The following is a 16878-nucleotide window of genomic DNA, read 5'->3' as shown; positions in this document are numbered from 1 at the left end:
TACAGCGAACCCTCCTTGCCGGCGCTCTGATATCAGCGCTGGTAGTGATCCCCGCACCCGCTCAGGCAAGCCCCGAGCCCTCGTCGATCACACTCATCACCGGGGACACGGTCACCCTCCGCTCACTCCCCAATGATCAGACCCAGCTGGACGTCCAGCCCGCCCCCGGCCGCGAGAAGATCGACTTCCTGCGCCGCCGGAGCCAGGACGGGCTCAGCGTCGTCCCGGCCGACGCGCTGCCCCTGCTGGCCGAAGGCCGGCTCGATCCCCGCCTGTTCGACGTCACCCAGCTCGCCGCGCTCGGCTACGACGACGCGCTTCCGCTGATCGTGACCTATCCGCCCGGCGGGACCGCGCTGCGCGTCGCCGGCGGCCGGCCGCTGCCCGCGATCAACGGGGTGGCCCGGACCGAGTCGCGCGACTCGGCTGGCGCCCTCTGGAAGTCGCTGACCGGCCAGGCCAGGGCGGCGGCCGTACCGGAGAAGATCTGGCTCGACGGCAAGGCGAAGCTGTCGCTGGACGTCAGCGTCCCGCACATCGGCGCGCCCCAGGCGTGGGCGGCCGGGCACACCGGCGCGGACGTCCCGGTGGCCGTGCTCGACAGCGGATACGACCCCGACCACCCCGATCTCAAGGGGCTGGTCACCACCTCGAAGAACTTCACCGACGAACCCGACGTCCGCGACCTGAACGGGCACGGCACCCACGTCGCCTCCACCGTCGCGGGCTCGGGCGCCGCCTCGGGCGGCACGCACAAGGGCGTCGCGCCGGGCGCGAAACTGATGATCGGCAAGGTCTGCACGCAGAGCGGCGACTGCCCGGACTCGGGCATCATCGAGGCGATGACCTGGGCGGCGGAGAACGGCGCCAAGGTCGTCAACCTGAGCCTCGGCAGCCCCGACGCGCCCGGCCTCGACCCGCTGGAACAGGCGGTCGACACCCTGTCGGAGCAGTACGGCACGCTGTTCGTCGTCGCCTCGGGCAACTCCGGCCCCCAGACGGTCAGCTCGCCGAGCACCGCCGACCGGGCGCTGTCGGTCGGCGCGTCGGGCCGCGGTGACGACGCCCTCGCGCAGTTCAGCAGCACCGGGCCGCGCCTCGACGACGGCGCGGTCAAGCCCGACCTGATCGCCCCCGGGCTCGGCATCGTCGCGGCGATGGCCGGGACCGACTCCTACGTCTCGATGAGCGGCACGTCGATGGCGACCCCGCATGTGACGGGAGCGGCGGCGATCCTGGCCGGCGTACACCCCGAGTGGAAGGCCGACCGGCTCAAGGCGGCGCTGATGGCCTCGACGGCGGCCGGCGAGGAACTGGGCGCCTACGCCCAGGGTTCCGGTCGCCTGGACGTCGCCCGCGCGGTCACCCAGCAGGTCACCTCCGAGCCCGCCGCGCTGAGCATGGGCGACCTCCAGTTACCCGCCGAACCCGCCAACCGGACGCTGACCTACCGCAACGACGGCAACGCCCCGGTGAAATTGGACCTGCGGGTGACGGCGCCGCAGTTCACGCTCGGCGCCACGAGCGTCGAGGTGCCGGCGCGCGGTTCCGCGCAGGTCGAGGTGGGCGCGCGGGCGTCCGCGATCGGCGACTTCAGCGGTACGGTCATCGCCACCGGCGGCGGCGTCTCGGTGCGGACCGGGATCGGCATGCGGATCTCACCCGAGAAGCGCGCCCTCAAGCTGACCTTCACCGGCTCGGACGGCAAGCCCGCCTCGGCCGCGTTCGCCGGGGTCATCGACCTTGACGCCGGGGCCCAGACCAACTACGACGTCTCCACCGGAACCCTGGATCTCAAGCTCGAGAAGGACCGCCGCTACACGGTCGTCAGCCTGCTGCTCGACCACGACGGCACCGTGGTCCTGGCGACCGACCCGGAGTTCACGCTGACCGCCGACCGCACCTTCACCGCCGACGCGCGCGCCGCCCGGCCGGTCGACGTGCGGCCGTCCGAGAAGTCCGCCCGCCTCGCCTTCGGCCTGGTCGGCCTGCTCCAGATCATGGACGGCCAGCAGCCTCTGGGCGTGGACCTCGACCTGGCCCGCGACGGTGCCCGCGTCGAGGGCGTCAAGGCCATCCCGTCGGGCCGGATGGTCAGCAAGAAGTTCGCCTACTACCGGTGGACGCAGTGGGCCAGGCCGAACGGCGACGGATACGACGCCAGCCCGTACTTCTACCACCTGATGAAGGCCGAACCCGGCATCCCCGCCGACCCCGGCTACCGCCCGGCCAACGGCGATCTCGCCGAGGTCACCTCGACGTACGCCACCCAGCAGGCCGCCAAGTTCGGCGAGCGGTTCGCCCTGCCCGTCCTGTACGGGACGGAACTGGCCTGGATGCCCTACGGAAGGGTGGCGAACTTCCCGCTGCCGTTCCGCCGGACCGAGTACTACACGCCCGGTGACACCGCCTGGTACCCCTCGTTCATCCAGTACAAGGCGTTGGAGGGCTTCGACGACGTCAACCAGTTCTTCTTCGGCGAGAAGACCACCTACCGAGCCGGGCAGCGCACCTCGGAACGCTGGAACTCCGGCGTCTTCGGCGCGTCGCTGAACCCCGGCGGCGACTACTCGTGGCGTGAGGAGAACCTGCTCCAGTTCGCGACCGCGCTGTTCGAGGACTCCGTACCGGGACATTATTCCTACGGCGAGTACGAGCACCCGCGCGCCACCCTCCTCCGCGACGGCAAGGAGATCTTCACGACCGGCGACTACCTGCCGGGCAACATCGAGGTCCCCGCGGAGAAGAAGGAGAGCCGCTACCGGTTCACGCTGAGCGCGGACCGCCCGGCGGCGATGACGAAGCTATCCACCAAGGTCAGCGCCGAGTGGACGTTCCGCTCCAAGACCCCCGAGCAGGGCGAACGCTCGGTCCTGCCGCTGCTGGCGGTCAGGATCGGCCCGGACCTGGACGACCGCAACCGCGCCCCCGAGGGCAAGTTCACCATCCCGTTGCGGGTCGAGCGCCAGCAGGGCTCGCCTGACCTCAAGGTGCGGACGCCGAGCCTGGAGGTCTCCTACGACGACGGACGCACCTGGCAGGACGCGAAGGTGCGCGAGACGGGCCGCGGCACCTGGAGCGCGGAGGTCCGGCACCCCCACAGCGCGCGGTTCGCCTCGCTGCGGGTGAAGGCCGCCGACGTGGACGACAACGCGTTCACCGAGACGGTCATCCGGGCGTACGAGATCAGGTAGTGGTTTTCAGGGCCGAGACGTTTCCCCGTCTCGGCCCTGAAGCTGTCAGCCCTCGATCAGCTGGTCGCGCAGGGTGGTGCGCACGTCGCAGTTGACCAGGGCGAACGAGTCGGCCAGCTCGATCAGCTCGTCGTCCGACAGGCCGCGGAAGAGTTCGGCGTACTCATACGCCAGCGGCTGGGCCACCGTCAGGTTGAGCAGCAGGGTGCGGACCCAGTCGTACTGGCCCCAGGGGTAGGGGTCGAAGCCGGGGAACTCCTCGGCGATCATCTTGTAGTAGGGGCCGGTGACCTCGGCGACTCCCTTGCCGTCGCTCCCCCACTGGTCGGCGCCCAGGCGCACCTTCTTGGCGACGAAGTCACCGAAGCGCTTCAGGTACGGGGAGTCGGGGCGCACCATGACCAGGCCCTGGCGGCCCAGGTCCTTGTACATCCAGATCGACCAGCCGGCGTCGTCGCGCTTGAAGATCTCCAGCTGGTCGGCCAGCAGCTGGCGGAGCTCGGCGTCGCGGGGCTCGGAGCCGGTGTAGATCGGGCCGAACTCGCCGACCCACACGGGGGTGCCGGTGCGGTTGCTGTATTCGGTGCGCTCGGCGTACTTCTCTTCGAGGGTGGACTTGTCCCAGTGCTTCCCGGCGGTGTCGCCCGGGTAGGGGCCGCCGCCGCCCAGGCCAGGGGCGGCGTAGTCGTGGGCGGCGTACACCGTGTTGCCCCACGGCTCGTCGAAGACGTCGAACTCGGTGGAGTAGGTGTTGCCGTCCAGGAAGAGGATGTGCCGGTCGTCGATGGCGCGGATGGCGTTGACCAGGCGGGTGTAGACGGGGCCGACCACCTTGCGCGACTCGTCGGCGGGCTCGTTGATCGGGTTGTAGCCGGCCACCCAGGGGTTGTCCTTGTAGTGCTCGGCGATGTGCTCCCACATCTTGACCACGCGGTCCTGGAAGTGGGGGTGGTCCCAGAACAGGGGGCGGTGGGTGATGTTGTCGGAGTGCCAGTGGTGGTTCTGCGAGCCGGGCAGGGCGTGCAGGTCGATCACGGTGTAGATGCCGTGCTTCGCGCAGGCCGCAACGGCCCGGTCGAGGTGCTTGAAGCCCTCGGTCTTGAACTCGAAGGGCCGCTCGTCGTCTTCGAAGTGGCGGTAGTTGACCGGGAGGCGGACGCAGTTCATGCCCATCTCGGCCAGCAGCTTCGCGTCGTCCTCGTTGAAGAACGCGGTCAGCAGGCGGTCGAAGAACAGTTCGTAGCGCTCGTCGCCGAGGACCTCGCGCACCGTGCTGCGCATCAGCGCCTCGTTGGCCGCGTAGCCGGTGATGAAGTTCTCCATGTTGAGCCAGCCGCCGACCGCGACGCCGCGCAGGCGGATGGGGGCGCCCGACTCGTCGACGATCTGGCGTCCTTCGACCCGGAGGAAGGTCATGTTAAACGGATTCCTTTACTTGATGGCGCCTGCGGACAGGCCGCGCTCGAAGAGTCCCTGGAGGCAGAGGTAGGCGATGATCTCGGGGATCGCCGTGATGACCGCGCTGGCCAGGACCTTGGTCTGGTCGTTGCTGAACTGGCTGACGAAGAACTGCGGCAGCAGCGTCACCGTCTGCTGGGCCGGGTCCTGGATGAGGACCAGCGGCAGCAGGTAGGAGTTCCACGAACCGATCAGGGTCAGCACCACGATCGCCGCGGCGATCGGCCGCGTCATCGGCAGGACGATGGAGCGGAAGGCGATCCACGTGCTGGCGCCGTCGATGCGGGCGGCGTCGAACAGCGCGTCCGGCACCCCGTCGACGAAGCGGCGGGCGATCAGCACGGTGAACGGGATCTGCAGCGCGGCGAGGGGCAGGATGACCGCCCAGTACGTGTCGTACACGCCGATCGCCAGGGTGGTGGCGAACAGCGGGGTGAGCAGGACGACCTCGGGCAGCGTCAGCGCGGCCAGGATCATCCAGAAGAAGACCTCCTTGTTGCGGATGCGCAACTTGGAGAACCCGAAGGAGGCCAGCATCGTCAGGGTGAGCGTGATGACGATCGTGGCGGCGGAGATGATGACGCTGCTCTTGAAGAACGTGCCGATGGCGCCGACCTCCAACACCGCGCGGTAGTTGCCCCATCCTTCACCCGACAGCGATCCCTGGACCATGACGACCAAAGGGAACAGGTAGGGGATGGTCAGGAGGGTGACGAGAAGCTGGAGCAGCAGTTTCGTCGGCACCCGGCGGGCCTCAAACACCGGTGTCACCGTCCTTCCGGTTGGCGCGGACCGCGACGAAGATCGCGCCGAGCAGGGCCAGGATGAGCAGCATGACCGACAGCGCGGCGCCGTAGCCGACGTGGGCGCTGGGGATGCTCATGCGGTAGATGTAGGTGCCGAGGAACTCGGTGGCGTAGTTGGGGCCGCCGATCGTCACCAGGTAGGGCACGTCGAACGTCTTCAGCGCGCCGATGACGCCCAGCATGGCCAGGGCCACCGTCGTCCCGCGCACTCCCGGCCACACGATGCTGATCAGGGTGCGGAAGTTGCTGGCGCCGTCGGTCCGGGCCGCCTCGAGGATCTCCGGGTCGATCTGGCCCATCGCCGCGTAATAGAGGATGAAGGTCAGACCGGTGAAGTTCCAGACGGTGATGAACATGATCACCGGCATCGCCGTGCTCGACTGCGCCAGCCAGGGCTGAGAGAGGAAGCTCAGGCCGATGTGGTCGAGGAACCAGTTCAGCTGGCCGTCGGCGGCGAACATCTGCCGGAACACCGGCGCCATCGTCGCCGGGGCGATGATCACCGGGGTGAACACGATCACCTTGTAGAGGGTGCCGAGCTTGATCTTCGAGTGGAGCAGCGCCGCGAAGCCGAACCCGAGGGCCGTCTGCGCCGCGAACGTCACGATGAAGAAGACGACGGTGTGCCAGATGGCCTGGTAGAAGATCGGGTCCTGGAAGAGCTTCGTGTAGTTGTCGAAGCCCACGGGGGTCGGGTTGGGGTTGACGCCGTCCCAGTCGAGAGTCGAGAGATACCCGGTCTCGCCGATGCAGTAGTAGAGGATTCCGACCACGAAGACGAACGCGGGCAGGATCCAGGGAAGGCCGGATGGGCGGGTCGCCCCGCTCCGGGCCTTGCGGCCCGGAGCGGAGTGACCGGAAGGACGGCGCCCGGTCTTCGATGTGGTCGTGGAGGTCAAGGGTTCCGTCCTCGGGGGTTACTGGATCTTGGAGGCGGTTTCCTGCAGGGTGGCCGCGGCCTCTTCCGGTGTGGCATCACCGGCCGCCACCGTGGTGGACGCGACGCCGATCGCGGTCTGCAGGTCGGCGACGACGGTCGCCAGACGCGGCTCGGACGACTTGCCGGCGTCGGCGATCAGCTGCTCGAGAGCGGGCTTCTGCACCTCGGGGTTGACCAGCTTGACGGTGTCCCAGTTGGGCTGCGAGGTGACGAGGGCGGGGATGTCGTTGAGGACGTCCGCGACGACCTGCTGGCCTTCGGTGGAGGTGCCGAGCCAGGTGGCGAAGGTCGTGGCGGCGGCGATGTTCTTCGACTTCTGGTTCACGGCCAGGCCGAAGTCGGCGTCACCGTAGACGCCGCCGACGTTGCCGGTGCCGGCGATGTCGGGGAAGCGGATCGGGAGCTGGGTGAACGGCTTGGGGTCGGCCACACCGGCGCCCGAGATGGCCGCGGTCATGCCCTCGACGGTCGAGTACTGCATGTACCAGCTGCCCATCATGACCATGGCGTACTTGCCGGACATGAAGCCGTTGTTGGCGTCGGGGTACTGCTGGGTGCCGAGGGCGCCCTCCTGCATGATCCCGTCGTCGAACAGGCCCTTCCACAGGGTCAGCGCCTTGACGATCGTCGGGTCGGTCCACGGGACCTCACCGGCGATGGCCTTGACCCACACGCCCGGCTGGACGTTGTTGGAGATCGCCTGCAGGGTGTCCTCGTTGAAGGCGGTCTGGGCCGCGCCCTGGACGAAACATCCGACGTTGTTGGCCTTGAAGGTCTCGCAGACCTTCTTCCACTCGTCGTAGTTGGTGGGCGGCTGCAGGTTGTACTTGTCGAACAGGTCCTTGTTGACCCAGATCGTCCCGGAGAACACCGAACCGACCGACAGGGCGGCGAGCTTGTCGCCGTTCTTCAGGCTGGACACACCGATGGGGGCCAGTTTCGACTCCCAGTCGGCGCCCAGCACCTTCTCCACGGCGGGCTTCAGGTCGAGGGCGTTGACGCCGTAGATGTCCACGGAGCCGTTGGCCGCGCCCGGGGCGACGTCGAAGACGTCCGGGCCGACCGACGAGGCGAGCGCGGGGCGGATGGCCGCGTCGTAGCCGTCGATGGTGAGCTTCTTAAAGGTGACCTTGATATTGGGGTAGACCTTGTTGAAGGCCTTGATGTACGCATCGGCGGGCGCCTGGTCGGGCGTCCATCCCCACCAGCTGACCTCGCCCGAGTCGGCGGGCCCCTGGTCCGCACCCTGGGCGCCGTTCTGCGCCGGTGTACCTCCACCGGCGCATCCGGCGAGCACCAGCGCACCGCTCATGATCGCGGCGGCGAACCCGAGGGGACGTCGCTTCCAGATTCGCGAAGATCCCAGCATGTGTCTCTCCTTGCGCGTGATAGGCACGCACCGTGGTACTGACGCCGTTCCGCACCCTGTGAGAACTGTCGACGGATTCGACCGAACGACGAGAGCCGGATCAGGCAAGGCTTCCGAAAACTCCGAAAGTTTCGAAAGCGGTCTGGCAAGAGACAAACACCGCGCTCTCTACAGTGTCAAGAATTTGGGCTAAATTGTTTCCGTTGAGTTTCGAAACTCTGGATCTTGCGTAGCCCCTCGCCGAAGCCCCACAGCAGCGCCGGCCTGCGAATACATCCGAGTTTTCGCAGTTCACCACCGCTCTGGACGACACCGACCCTGCCGGTGCTACGGTGATAGAAAGTTTCGACAAATCGAATCTACGCATGATGAGGTGTCGTGCCGAAGCGGGCCGCAGCCAGCCGTACCGAACGGGTGACCATCGCGATGGTCGCCGCGGAGGCGGGCGTATCCGTGCCGACCGTGAGCAAGGTGCTCAACGGCCGTGACGCCGTTGGCCCAGCCACCCGCCAACGCGTGCAGACCGCGCTGGAGGCCACAGGCTACCAGCGAAGGACCAGGTCAGAGCCACGCAAAGTAGGTCTGGTCGACTTCGTGATCACCGAGTTGGACACCGCCTGGGCCAGTGAACTCCTGCGCGGCGCCGAGCAGGAGGCCTACCGGCTGGGCGCTCGGCTGGTGCTGACCGTGACGCACGACCGGCAGGCGAATCCACGCGAGTGGCTGTCGGCCCTCGCCTCCCGGCACACCGACGGGGTGGTCCTGGTCGGGTCGGGGACCCAGCATCTGTCCGCGGCCCGGCTGCGGACGCTCGACGCGCCGTTCGTCGTCATCGACCAGGTCGGCGGCTACGACAAGGACATCCCGACGATCGGCGCCACCAACTGGGCCGGCGGATTCGCGGCCACCGAGCACCTGATCGGCCTCGGCCACCGGCGGATCGGCATGATCACCGGACCCGACGGCATACCGTGCAGCCTGGAGCGCCTCGACGGCTACCGCGCCGCGCTGCGCCGGGCCGGCCTGCCCGTCGACGAGTGCCTGATCAGGCCCGGCGACTTCTACCCGGAGAGCGGCAGACGCGGCGCCTCCGAGCTGCTTGACCTGCCCGAACCTCCCACCGCCGTGTTCGCCGCGTCCGACCAGCAGGCGGCCGGGGTGTACGAGGAGGTGCGGCTGCGGGGCATGCGGGTGCCCGACGACCTCAGCGTGGTCGGCTTCGACGACACCGAGGTCTGCGAGTGGACGGCGCCGAAACTCACCACGATCCGCCAGCCCCTGGCGCAGATGGCGGTGCTGGCGGTCCGCAACGTGCTGGAAGCCGAGTACCCCGCCGGGGAGCCGTTGCGGCTGGAGCTCTCCACCAGCCTGGTGATCAGGGACAGCACCTGTGCGCCGCCCGAAACTTCCTCGAAACAGCCTTGACGTCCCGGAAAGACGGCTCTACGTTGTCACCGAACGATCGGAGTTTCGGATAATTCCCGAAACTTTCTTTAAGGAGTCCCAGTGCCCCTCGTGCAGATCGACCTTGACCGTTCCCTCGCCGAACGGCTCGGCCCGCAGATCAGCGAAGGAGTCCATCAGGCACTGGTCGACGGGCTCGGGATGGACCCGACCGACAAGTTCCAGATCTTCCGCACGCACGCCCCCGGCGAGCTCGTCGCCGACCCCGGGTACAACGGCGTCGACCGCCGCGACCTGATCAGCGTCCAGATCCAGATGGTCCACATGTACGACGTGACGACCAAGTGGGCGACGTTCGACCTGATCGCGAAGAACCTGGCCGACCTCGGCATCCGCAACGACGACCTGCTGATCAGCGTCGTGGAGAACGGTTTCGAAGACTGGTACGCCGGCAAGTCCCGCAACTAGGAGTTCCACGATGAAGGTTCTTTACATCGGCGGCACCGGCACGATCAGCTCGTCGTGCGTGGCCGAGTCGGTCGCCCAAGGTCAGGATGTATACGTCCTGAACCGCGGCAAGTCGAGCAAGCGTCCCCTCCCCGAGGGCGTCACGCCCATCACGGGTGACGTGCAGGACGCCGGCTCCTTGAAAGCGGCGTTCGAGGACACCGCCTTCGACAGCGTCGTCAACTTCCTCAGCTTCGGCGCCGAGGACGCGGCCGCGATGGTCGGCCTGCTGGAGGGCCGCGTCGGCCAGTACGTCCACATCAGCTCGGCCTCGATCTACCACAAGCCGGTACGGCAGTGGCCGGTCACCGAGTCGACGAACCGGCGCAACCCCTACCTGGCCTACGCCCAGGACAAGATCGCCGCCGAGGACGTGCTGCACCGCGCCTACGAGGAGCGCGCGTTCCCGGTCACGATCGTCCGCCCGTCGCACACCTACGACGACGCCAACCCGCCGCTTCCCGGCGACTGGACCGCCTGGGACCGCATCGCCCGCGGCGACGAACTGGTGGTTCCCGGCGACGGCACCAACCTGTGGACGCTCACGCACGCGCGCGACCTCGCCGTCGGCCTGGCCGGCCTCATCGGCAACTGGCAGGCGCTCGGTGAGGACTTCCACATCACCTCCGACGAGTCGCTGACCTGGGACGAGATCTACGGCATCATCGCCCGCACCGCCGGCGTCGAGCCCCGTCTGGTGCACCTGCCGTCGGAGTTCCTGCCGAAGGTGGCCCCCGACTGGTTCTGGTCCACCCTGATCCTCGGCGACCTCGCGCACACCGCGGTCTTCGACAACAGCAAGATCAAGCGCTTCGTCCCGGCGTTCAACCCCACCACCACCTGGTCGGAAGGCGCCCGCAGGCTGCACGCCTGGCGGGAGGCCAACCCCGGGCAGACCGGCCCCGACGCCGCCACCGACGAGGTGCTCGGCCGGCTGGTCCGGGCGCATCATGCCGCCGCCGCCGCAGTCACCTCGCTGGCGCCCTGATGGCCGAGGTGTGGCTGGAGGTCGGCGGCGTCCACCTGGAGGGCGTCACCTGGGACGACGTCGCGGGCCGCCTGCGGTTCGTCGACATCCCGAAGGGCCGGGTCTTCGCCGACGCGGACTGGTTCCACCTCCCCGCGCCGGTGACCGCCGTCCACATGACCACCGACCCGGCGACCCTGCTGATCGCCGACGGCGACGGAATGGCGCTGACCTCGGGTGGAATGATCACCGAACGACTGGCCGCGCCTCTGGCGAACCGGACGGACATCCGGATGAACGACGGCGGAGTCGACCCGGCCGGGCGTTACCTGGCCGGGAGCATGGCCTACGCGTTCACGACCGGCGCCGCGGAGCTCTACCGCCTCGACGCCGACCGCTCGCTGCACACCGTGCTGACCGACGTCACGTGCAGCAACGGCATCGACTGGTCGCCCGACGGGACCCGCTGTTATTACGTCGACACCCCGACGAAGAAGATCGACGTCTTCGACTACGACGTGACGACCGGCGCTCTGACCGATCGCCGGACCTTCGCCGACACCTCCGACCTCTCGGGCATGCCCGACGGTCTCACCGTCGACGCCGACGGCGGGGTGTGGGTGGCGTTCTGGGGCGGCGGCCGGGTGGTCCGCTTCTGGAACGGGAAGCCCGACGTGATCATCGAGCTGCCCGTCACCCAGGTCACCTCGTGCGCCTTCGGCGGCCCCGGCCTGGACGTGCTCTACATCTCGACGTCCACCGAGGGCCTGTCCCCCGACCAGCTCCGTGACCAGCCCACCGCCGGTGCGATCTTCCGGGCCGAGCCCGGCCACCGCGGCCGACCCGCGAACAGGTTCGTGATCTGACGTGGACCAGAGACCTTTCGGCCGGACCGGCCTGCGCGTGACGCCGATCTGCATCGGCACCAGCCCGCTGGCGAGCATGCCCGCCCTCTACGGCTACGCCGTCGACGACGCCCGCGCCGAGGCCACCGTGAGCGCGGTGCTCGACGGACCGGTCAACTTCCTCGACACCTCCAACAACTACGGCAACGGTTCGGCCGAGCGCCGGATCGGCGCGGTGATCCGGCGCCGCGGCCTGCCCGAGGGGTTCGTGCTGGCCACCAAGGCCGACGCCGACCCGGAGACCGGAGCCTTCGACGGTGAGAGGGTCCGCCGCTCGGTGGCGGAGAGCCTGGAGCGCCTCGGCGTCGACCACGTGCCGGTCATGTACCTGCACGACCCCGAATACCACCTCACTTTCGAGGAGGCGATGGCTCCGGGCGGCGCGGTCGAGGCCCTGGTCGCGCTGCGCGACGAGGGCGTCGTCGGCCACCTCGGCGTCGCGGGCGGCCCGGTGGACCTGATGCGGCGGTTCGTCGGCACCGACGTGTTCGACGCCGTGATCAACCACAACCGCTGGACCCTGGTGGACCGCTCGGCCGACCCCCTCATGGACGACGCCGCCGCCAAGGGGATCGCGTTCGTCAACGGCGCCCCCTACGGCGGCGGCATGCTCGTCAAGGGCCCCGACGCCCAGCCCCGCTACGCCTACCGCGAGACCCCCGAGTCGATCCGCGAGGCGGTCAGGGCGATGATGGCCGCGTGCGAGAAGCACGAAGTCCCCCTGTCGGCGGCGGCGCTCCAGTTCTCGCTGCGCGACCCGCGCGTGACGTCCACGATCGTCGGTGTCTCCGAACCCGGACGCGTCGCCGCGACCCTGGCGCTCGCCGACATCCCCATCCCCGCAGAACTGTGGGACGAACTCGACCGGCTCGCGCCCCCATCCGGCGGCTGGCCGGAATGACCCGCTGTATCAATCGGAGAATCACATGACCATCACCACCACGCCCGCCCCCTGGAAAGACGCGGGACGGTCCCCAGAGGAGCGGGTCGAGGCGCTGATGGCGCGGTTGAGCCTGCCCGAGAAGATCGCCCAGTTGTACGGGGTATGGGTCGGCATCGACAACACCGACGGCGAGATGGCCCCCCACCAGCACGAGTTCACCGCGCTCCCGGTCCCCTGGGACGACCTGGTCAAGGACGGCATCGGCCAGCTCACCCGGCCGTTCGGCACCACGCCGGTCGACCCGGTCAAGGGCGCGGCCACCCTGGCGGCCGCTCAGCGGTCCCTCATCACGGCCGGGCGCCACGGCATCCCCGCGCTCGTGCACGAGGAGATCCTGACCGGTGTGGCCGCCTGGCAGGCGGGCGTCTACCCGAACCCGCTGTGCTGGGGCGCCACGTTCGACCCCGAACTGGTCGAGCGGATGGGCGCGCAGATCGGCGGGACCATGCGCCGCCTCGGCGTCCAGCAGGGCCTCGCGCCGGTGCTCGACGTCGCCCGTGACCTGCGCTGGGGCCGGGTCGAGGAGACGATCGGCGAGGACCCGCACCTGGTGGGCATCATCGGGAGCGCCTACGTCAAGGGCGTGCAGTCGCAGGGTGTCATCGCCACGCTGAAGCACTTCGTGGGCTATTCGGCGTCCAAGGGCGGCCGGAACCTCGCCCCGGTGTCGGCCGGCCGCCGTGAGGTCGCCGACGTGCTGCTGCCGCCGTTCGAGATGGCGCTGCGGGCGGGCGCCGGGTCGGTGATGAACTCGTACGCGGACATCGACGGCACCCCCGTCGCGGCAGACGTGACGCTGCTGACCGACCTGCTGCGCGACACCTACGGCTTCACCGGCACGGTCGTGGCCGACTACTTCTCGGTCGCGTTCCTGCAGACCCTGCACCACGTGGCCGGCTCCCCCACCGAGGCGGCGCGGCTGGCGCTGACCGCCGGGATCGACGTCGAGCTGCCCACGGTCAACACCTTCGGGCCCGCGCTGGTCGAGGCGGTGGAGAAGGGCGAGGTCGACATCGCGCTGATCGACCGCGCGCTGCGCCGGGTGCTGGCGCAGAAGTGCGAGCTCGGCCTGCTCGACGCCGACTGGGACCCCGAGCCGCCCATCCTCAGCGAAGAGGACGCCGTGCTCGACGGGCCCGAGGTCCGCGCGCTCGCCGGTGAGCTGGCCCGCCGTTCGATCGTGCTGCTGCACAATCAGGACGCGACGCTGCCGCTGGCGGCGGGCGTGAAGCTGGCCGTGGTGGGGCCGCGCGCCGACACCGCGCAGGCCATGCTGGGCTGCTACTCCTTCCCGATGCACGTGGGCGTGCACCACCCGGAGACCGAGGTCGGCATCGAGATCCCGACCCTGCTCGACGCCCTCCGCACCGAATACGACGTGACCTACGCCCAGGGCGTGCCGGTGACCGGCGGCGACGACGACGGCATCGCCGCCGCGGTCGCCACCGCGGCCGACGCCGATGTCGTCGTGGCGGTCCTGGGCGACCAGGCCGGCCTGTTCGGGCGCGGCACCTCGGGCGAGGGCTGCGACGCCCCCGGCCTGGCGCTGCCCGGCCGTCAGGAGGAGCTGCTGGAGGCGCTGCTGGCCACCGGGAAGCCGGTGGTGCTGGTGCTGCTGGTCGGCCGTCCCTACGAGCTCGGCCGCCAGATCGACCGGCTCGCCGCCGTGGTCTGCGGGTTCTTCCCCGGCGAGGAGGGTGCGGCGGCGCTGGCCGACGTGCTCTCCGGGCGGGCCAACCCGGCCGGACGCCTGCCGGTGAGCTTCCCCTACGACGGCGGCAACCAGCCCGCGACCTACCTCGGCGCGACCCTCGCCCAGAAGAACGAGGTCAGCAACGTCGACCCGACGGCGCTGTTCGCCTTCGGCCACGGCCTGTCCTACGCGCCGGTGACCTGGGGTGAGGTCACCGGTTCCGCCGAATGGACCACCGACGGCACCTTCGACGTCACGGTCACGCTGCGCAACGAGACCGAGCGGGAGGCGTCGGAGGTCGTCCAGGTGTACCTGCACGACCCGGTCGCCGAGGTCGCCCGGCCGCTGCAGGCGCTGATCGCGGCGCAGCGCGTGGACCTGGCCCCCGGCCAGAGCCGCGAGCTCACGCTGACCCTGCACGCCGACCAGACCTCCTACACCGGGGCGTCCTGGCAGCGGCAGGTCGACCCCGGCGCGGTCGAGCTGCGGGTGGGCGCGTCCAGCGCCGACATCCGCGCCACCCTCGCCGTGACGATGACCGGCCCGCGTCGCCGCGTCGGCTTCGACCGCGTCATGCTGGCGTCCGTCACCTGCGCGTGACGGGCACGGGGGTGGACCGTCGGTCGGAGACGGGGCCACCCCCCCTTTTTTCTTCATCGAGGAGGGTCATGACCGAACCGCTGCGCTGGGCCGTCATCGGCACCGGCGGCATCGCCCGGGACTTCGCCGGGGACCTGCGCCTGTCCGGCTCCGGTGAGCTGGTCGCCGTCGGCTCGCGGACCGCGGCCCGCGCCGAGGCCTTCGCCGCCGAGGTGGGCGCGCCCCGCTCCTACGGTGACCAGGCCGCGATGCTCGCGGCCGACGACATCGACGCCGTGTACGTCGCCACGCCCCACCCCGCGCACCACGCCGGCGCCCTGGCCGCGATCGAGGCGGGCAAGGCGGTCCTGGTGGAGAAGCCGTTCACCATCAACCGGGGTGAGGCCGAGGAACTGGTCGCGGCGGCGAAGGCGCGCGGCGTGTTCCTGATGGAGGCCATGTGGACGCGGTTCCTGCCGCACATGGTCCGCATCCGCGAACTGCTGGCCGAGGGGCGGCTCGGCGACGTGCGGCTCGTGGTGGCCGAGCACGGGGTCTGGTTCCGTCATGACCCCGTACACCGGATGTTCGACCCGGACCTCGGCGGCGGCGCGCTGCTCGACCTGGGCGTCTACCCGATCTCATTCCTGTCGATGGTTCTCGGCACGCCTTCCACGGTGACCGCCTCGACCCAGTTCGGCGACACAGGAGTGGACGGCCAGACCTCCGTCGTCACCGGCTACGCGGGCGGTCGTCAGGGCGTGGCCACCAGCAGCATGGAGGCGTTCCTGCCGAACCGGGCGTCGATCGCCGGGGTGGACGCGCGCATCGACATCGAGCCCTGGTGGTACCGCGCGACGTCGTTCACGCTGACCGCGCGCAACGGCGCCGTCGAGCGCTACGAGTTCGACGTGCCCGGCAACGGGCTGCGCTTCCAGGCCGAGGAGGTCGCCCGCTGCGTGCGCGCCGGCCTCACCGAGAGCCCGGTCCTGACCCTGCGGGAGACCGTCGAGATCATGGGCACGATGGACGAGGTCCGCGCCCAGGCGGGGTTGCGTTACCCGGGCGAGTGAGTGCTGGACCTGACCACCAGCTTGGTCGACAGTTCGACCCGGCCCTCGGTCATCTCGGTGCCGTCCTGGTGGCCCAGTAGCGAGCGCACCGCCAGGGCGGCCATCTTCGCGATGGGCTGGCGGACCGTCGTCAGCGGCGGGGCCATCCACTGCGCCATCGGCACGTCGTCGAACCCGACGACGCTCACGTCGAAGGGCACCCGCAGGCCCCGCTCCTGGATCGCGGCGTAGACGCCGAGGGCCTCCTCGTCGTTGCCCGCGAAGATCGCCGTGGGCGGTCGCGGACGGTCGAGCAGGGCCTGCGCCTTCTCGAAGCCCGACCCGTAGTGGAAGTCGCCGTGCTGGACGAGGTCGTCGTCGAGCGCGATCCCGGCGCGCTCCAGCGCCGCCCGGTATCCGGCCAGCCTGGCCTGGCTGCACAGCAGCCGCATCGGCCCGGTGATGATGCCGACGCGGCGGTGGCCGAGGTCGACCAGATGCTTCGCGGCGGCCATGCCGCCGCCCCAGTTGCCCGCGCCGATCGACGGGATCGTCCCGTCGGCGTCGCCGACCGGGTCGACCAGGACGGCGGGCAGCCCCAGTTTCGCGATGCGCGAGTGGTCGGCCGGGGTCAGCTCCGACAGTGCGAGGACGATGCCGCCCGGCGCCCGGTCGGCGATGTCCTCCAGCCACTGCTGCCCGTGCCCCGGGGCGAGCACGGACACGACGATGCCGACCCGGGCCGACCGGGCCTCCAGCTCGGCGCCGCGGATCATCTCGGCGGACCAGGGAGAGCCCGCGTCGTTGACCACCAGTTCCAGCAGGCCGCCCCTGCGGGCCGCCGCCCTGGGCAGCGGGAGGTGCAGGGGCCGCTTCGTGCGCTTGGTGGGGACGTATCCCCGGGTGGCGAGCAGGGTCTCGATCTGCGACCGGGTGGCGGGCGACACGTCCGAACGGCCGTTGAGCACTTTCGAGACCGTCGCGCGGGACACCCCTGCCTCGGCGGCGATGTCGGCCACGGTCACGCGAGAATCTAACGAGTCGGACACCAACCGATCGTA

General features: G+C 69.8%; 13 protein-coding genes. 8 read left to right on the top strand and 5 right to left on the bottom strand.

What is annotated here, in order from left to right:
- The first annotated feature begins 44 nt into the window (after window positions 1–44).
- On the top strand, window positions 45–3194 hold the full coding sequence (locus AW272_RS19635) for a S8 family peptidase (protein WP_169807576.1): 3150 nt from the start codon (window positions 45–47) through the stop codon (window positions 3192–3194).
- A gap of 45 nt (window positions 3195–3239) precedes the next feature.
- Here AW272_RS19635 and AW272_RS19630 read toward each other — a convergent pair whose 3' ends face one another.
- The 4 genes from AW272_RS19630 to AW272_RS19615 are packed head-to-tail and all read right to left on the bottom strand — an operon-like array spanning window position 3240 to window position 7767.
- Window positions 3240–4610: a glycoside hydrolase family 5 protein gene (locus AW272_RS19630; protein ID WP_066367161.1), complete on the bottom strand. Its 1371-nt coding sequence runs from the start codon at window positions 4608–4610 to the stop codon at window positions 3240–3242.
- 15 nt (window positions 4611–4625) lie between these two features.
- Entirely contained in the window at window positions 4626–5414 is a 789-nt protein-coding gene (locus AW272_RS19625) for a carbohydrate ABC transporter permease (protein WP_066367160.1), read from the bottom strand.
- Window positions 5407–6357, bottom strand: coding sequence for a carbohydrate ABC transporter permease (locus AW272_RS19620; RefSeq protein ID WP_083958480.1), 951 nt, complete (start codon window positions 6355–6357; stop codon window positions 5407–5409). Before AW272_RS19620 ends, AW272_RS19625 begins: the two co-directional genes overlap by 8 nt.
- 18 nt (window positions 6358–6375) lie before the next feature.
- Window positions 6376–7767 (bottom strand): ABC transporter substrate-binding protein, encoded by a 1392-nt coding sequence (locus tag AW272_RS19615; protein ID WP_066367159.1) that lies wholly within the window; start codon window positions 7765–7767, stop codon window positions 6376–6378.
- A 378-nt stretch (window positions 7768–8145) separates the two neighbouring features.
- Here AW272_RS19615 and AW272_RS19610 point away from each other — a divergent pair, with 378 nt between their 5' ends.
- The 7 genes from AW272_RS19610 to AW272_RS19580 all read left to right on the top strand — a co-directional run bounded on the left by AW272_RS19610 (window position 8146) and on the right by AW272_RS19580 (window position 15838).
- On the top strand, window positions 8146–9192 hold the full coding sequence (locus AW272_RS19610; protein WP_245657629.1) for a LacI family DNA-binding transcriptional regulator: 1047 nt from the start codon (window positions 8146–8148) through the stop codon (window positions 9190–9192).
- Between the two features lie 81 nt (window positions 9193–9273).
- Window positions 9274–9639 carry a tautomerase family protein gene (locus tag AW272_RS19605; protein ID WP_066367158.1) on the top strand — a complete coding sequence of 122 codons (366 nt, stop codon included), beginning with the start codon at window positions 9274–9276 and terminating at the stop codon, window positions 9637–9639.
- Between the two features lie 10 nt (window positions 9640–9649).
- Entirely contained in the window at window positions 9650–10666 is a 1017-nt protein-coding gene (locus AW272_RS19600; RefSeq protein WP_066367151.1) for an NAD-dependent epimerase/dehydratase family protein, read from the top strand.
- Window positions 10666–11511, top strand: a complete 846-nt coding sequence (locus tag AW272_RS19595) for an SMP-30/gluconolactonase/LRE family protein (protein WP_066367146.1) — start codon at window positions 10666–10668, stop codon at window positions 11509–11511. Before AW272_RS19600 ends, AW272_RS19595 begins: the two co-directional genes overlap by 1 nt.
- Window position 11512: 1 nt before the next feature.
- Window positions 11513–12451 carry an aldo/keto reductase gene (locus AW272_RS19590; RefSeq protein ID WP_066367142.1) on the top strand — a complete coding sequence of 313 codons (939 nt, stop codon included), beginning with the start codon at window positions 11513–11515 and terminating at the stop codon, window positions 12449–12451.
- A 25-nt stretch (window positions 12452–12476) separates the two neighbouring features.
- Window positions 12477–14786, top strand: a complete 2310-nt coding sequence (locus AW272_RS19585) for a beta-glucosidase family protein (protein ID WP_066367139.1) — start codon at window positions 12477–12479, stop codon at window positions 14784–14786.
- A 68-nt stretch (window positions 14787–14854) separates the two neighbouring features.
- Window positions 14855–15838: a Gfo/Idh/MocA family protein gene (locus tag AW272_RS19580; RefSeq protein WP_066367137.1), complete on the top strand. Its 984-nt coding sequence runs from the start codon at window positions 14855–14857 to the stop codon at window positions 15836–15838.
- Here the strand turns inward: AW272_RS19580 and AW272_RS19575 are convergent.
- On the bottom strand, window positions 15823–16866 hold the full coding sequence (locus tag AW272_RS19575) for a LacI family DNA-binding transcriptional regulator (protein ID WP_218010961.1): 1044 nt from the start codon (window positions 16864–16866) through the stop codon (window positions 15823–15825). The genes AW272_RS19580 and AW272_RS19575 overlap by 16 nt on opposite strands.
- Between the last annotated feature and the right edge of the window lie 12 nt (window positions 16867–16878).

The sequence above is a fragment of the Herbidospora mongoliensis genome (genome assembly GCF_001570545.1).
Taxonomy (GTDB): Bacteria; Actinomycetota; Actinomycetes; order Streptosporangiales; family Streptosporangiaceae; genus Herbidospora; species Herbidospora mongoliensis.
This window is presented reverse-complemented; position numbering and strand designations above follow the sequence as displayed.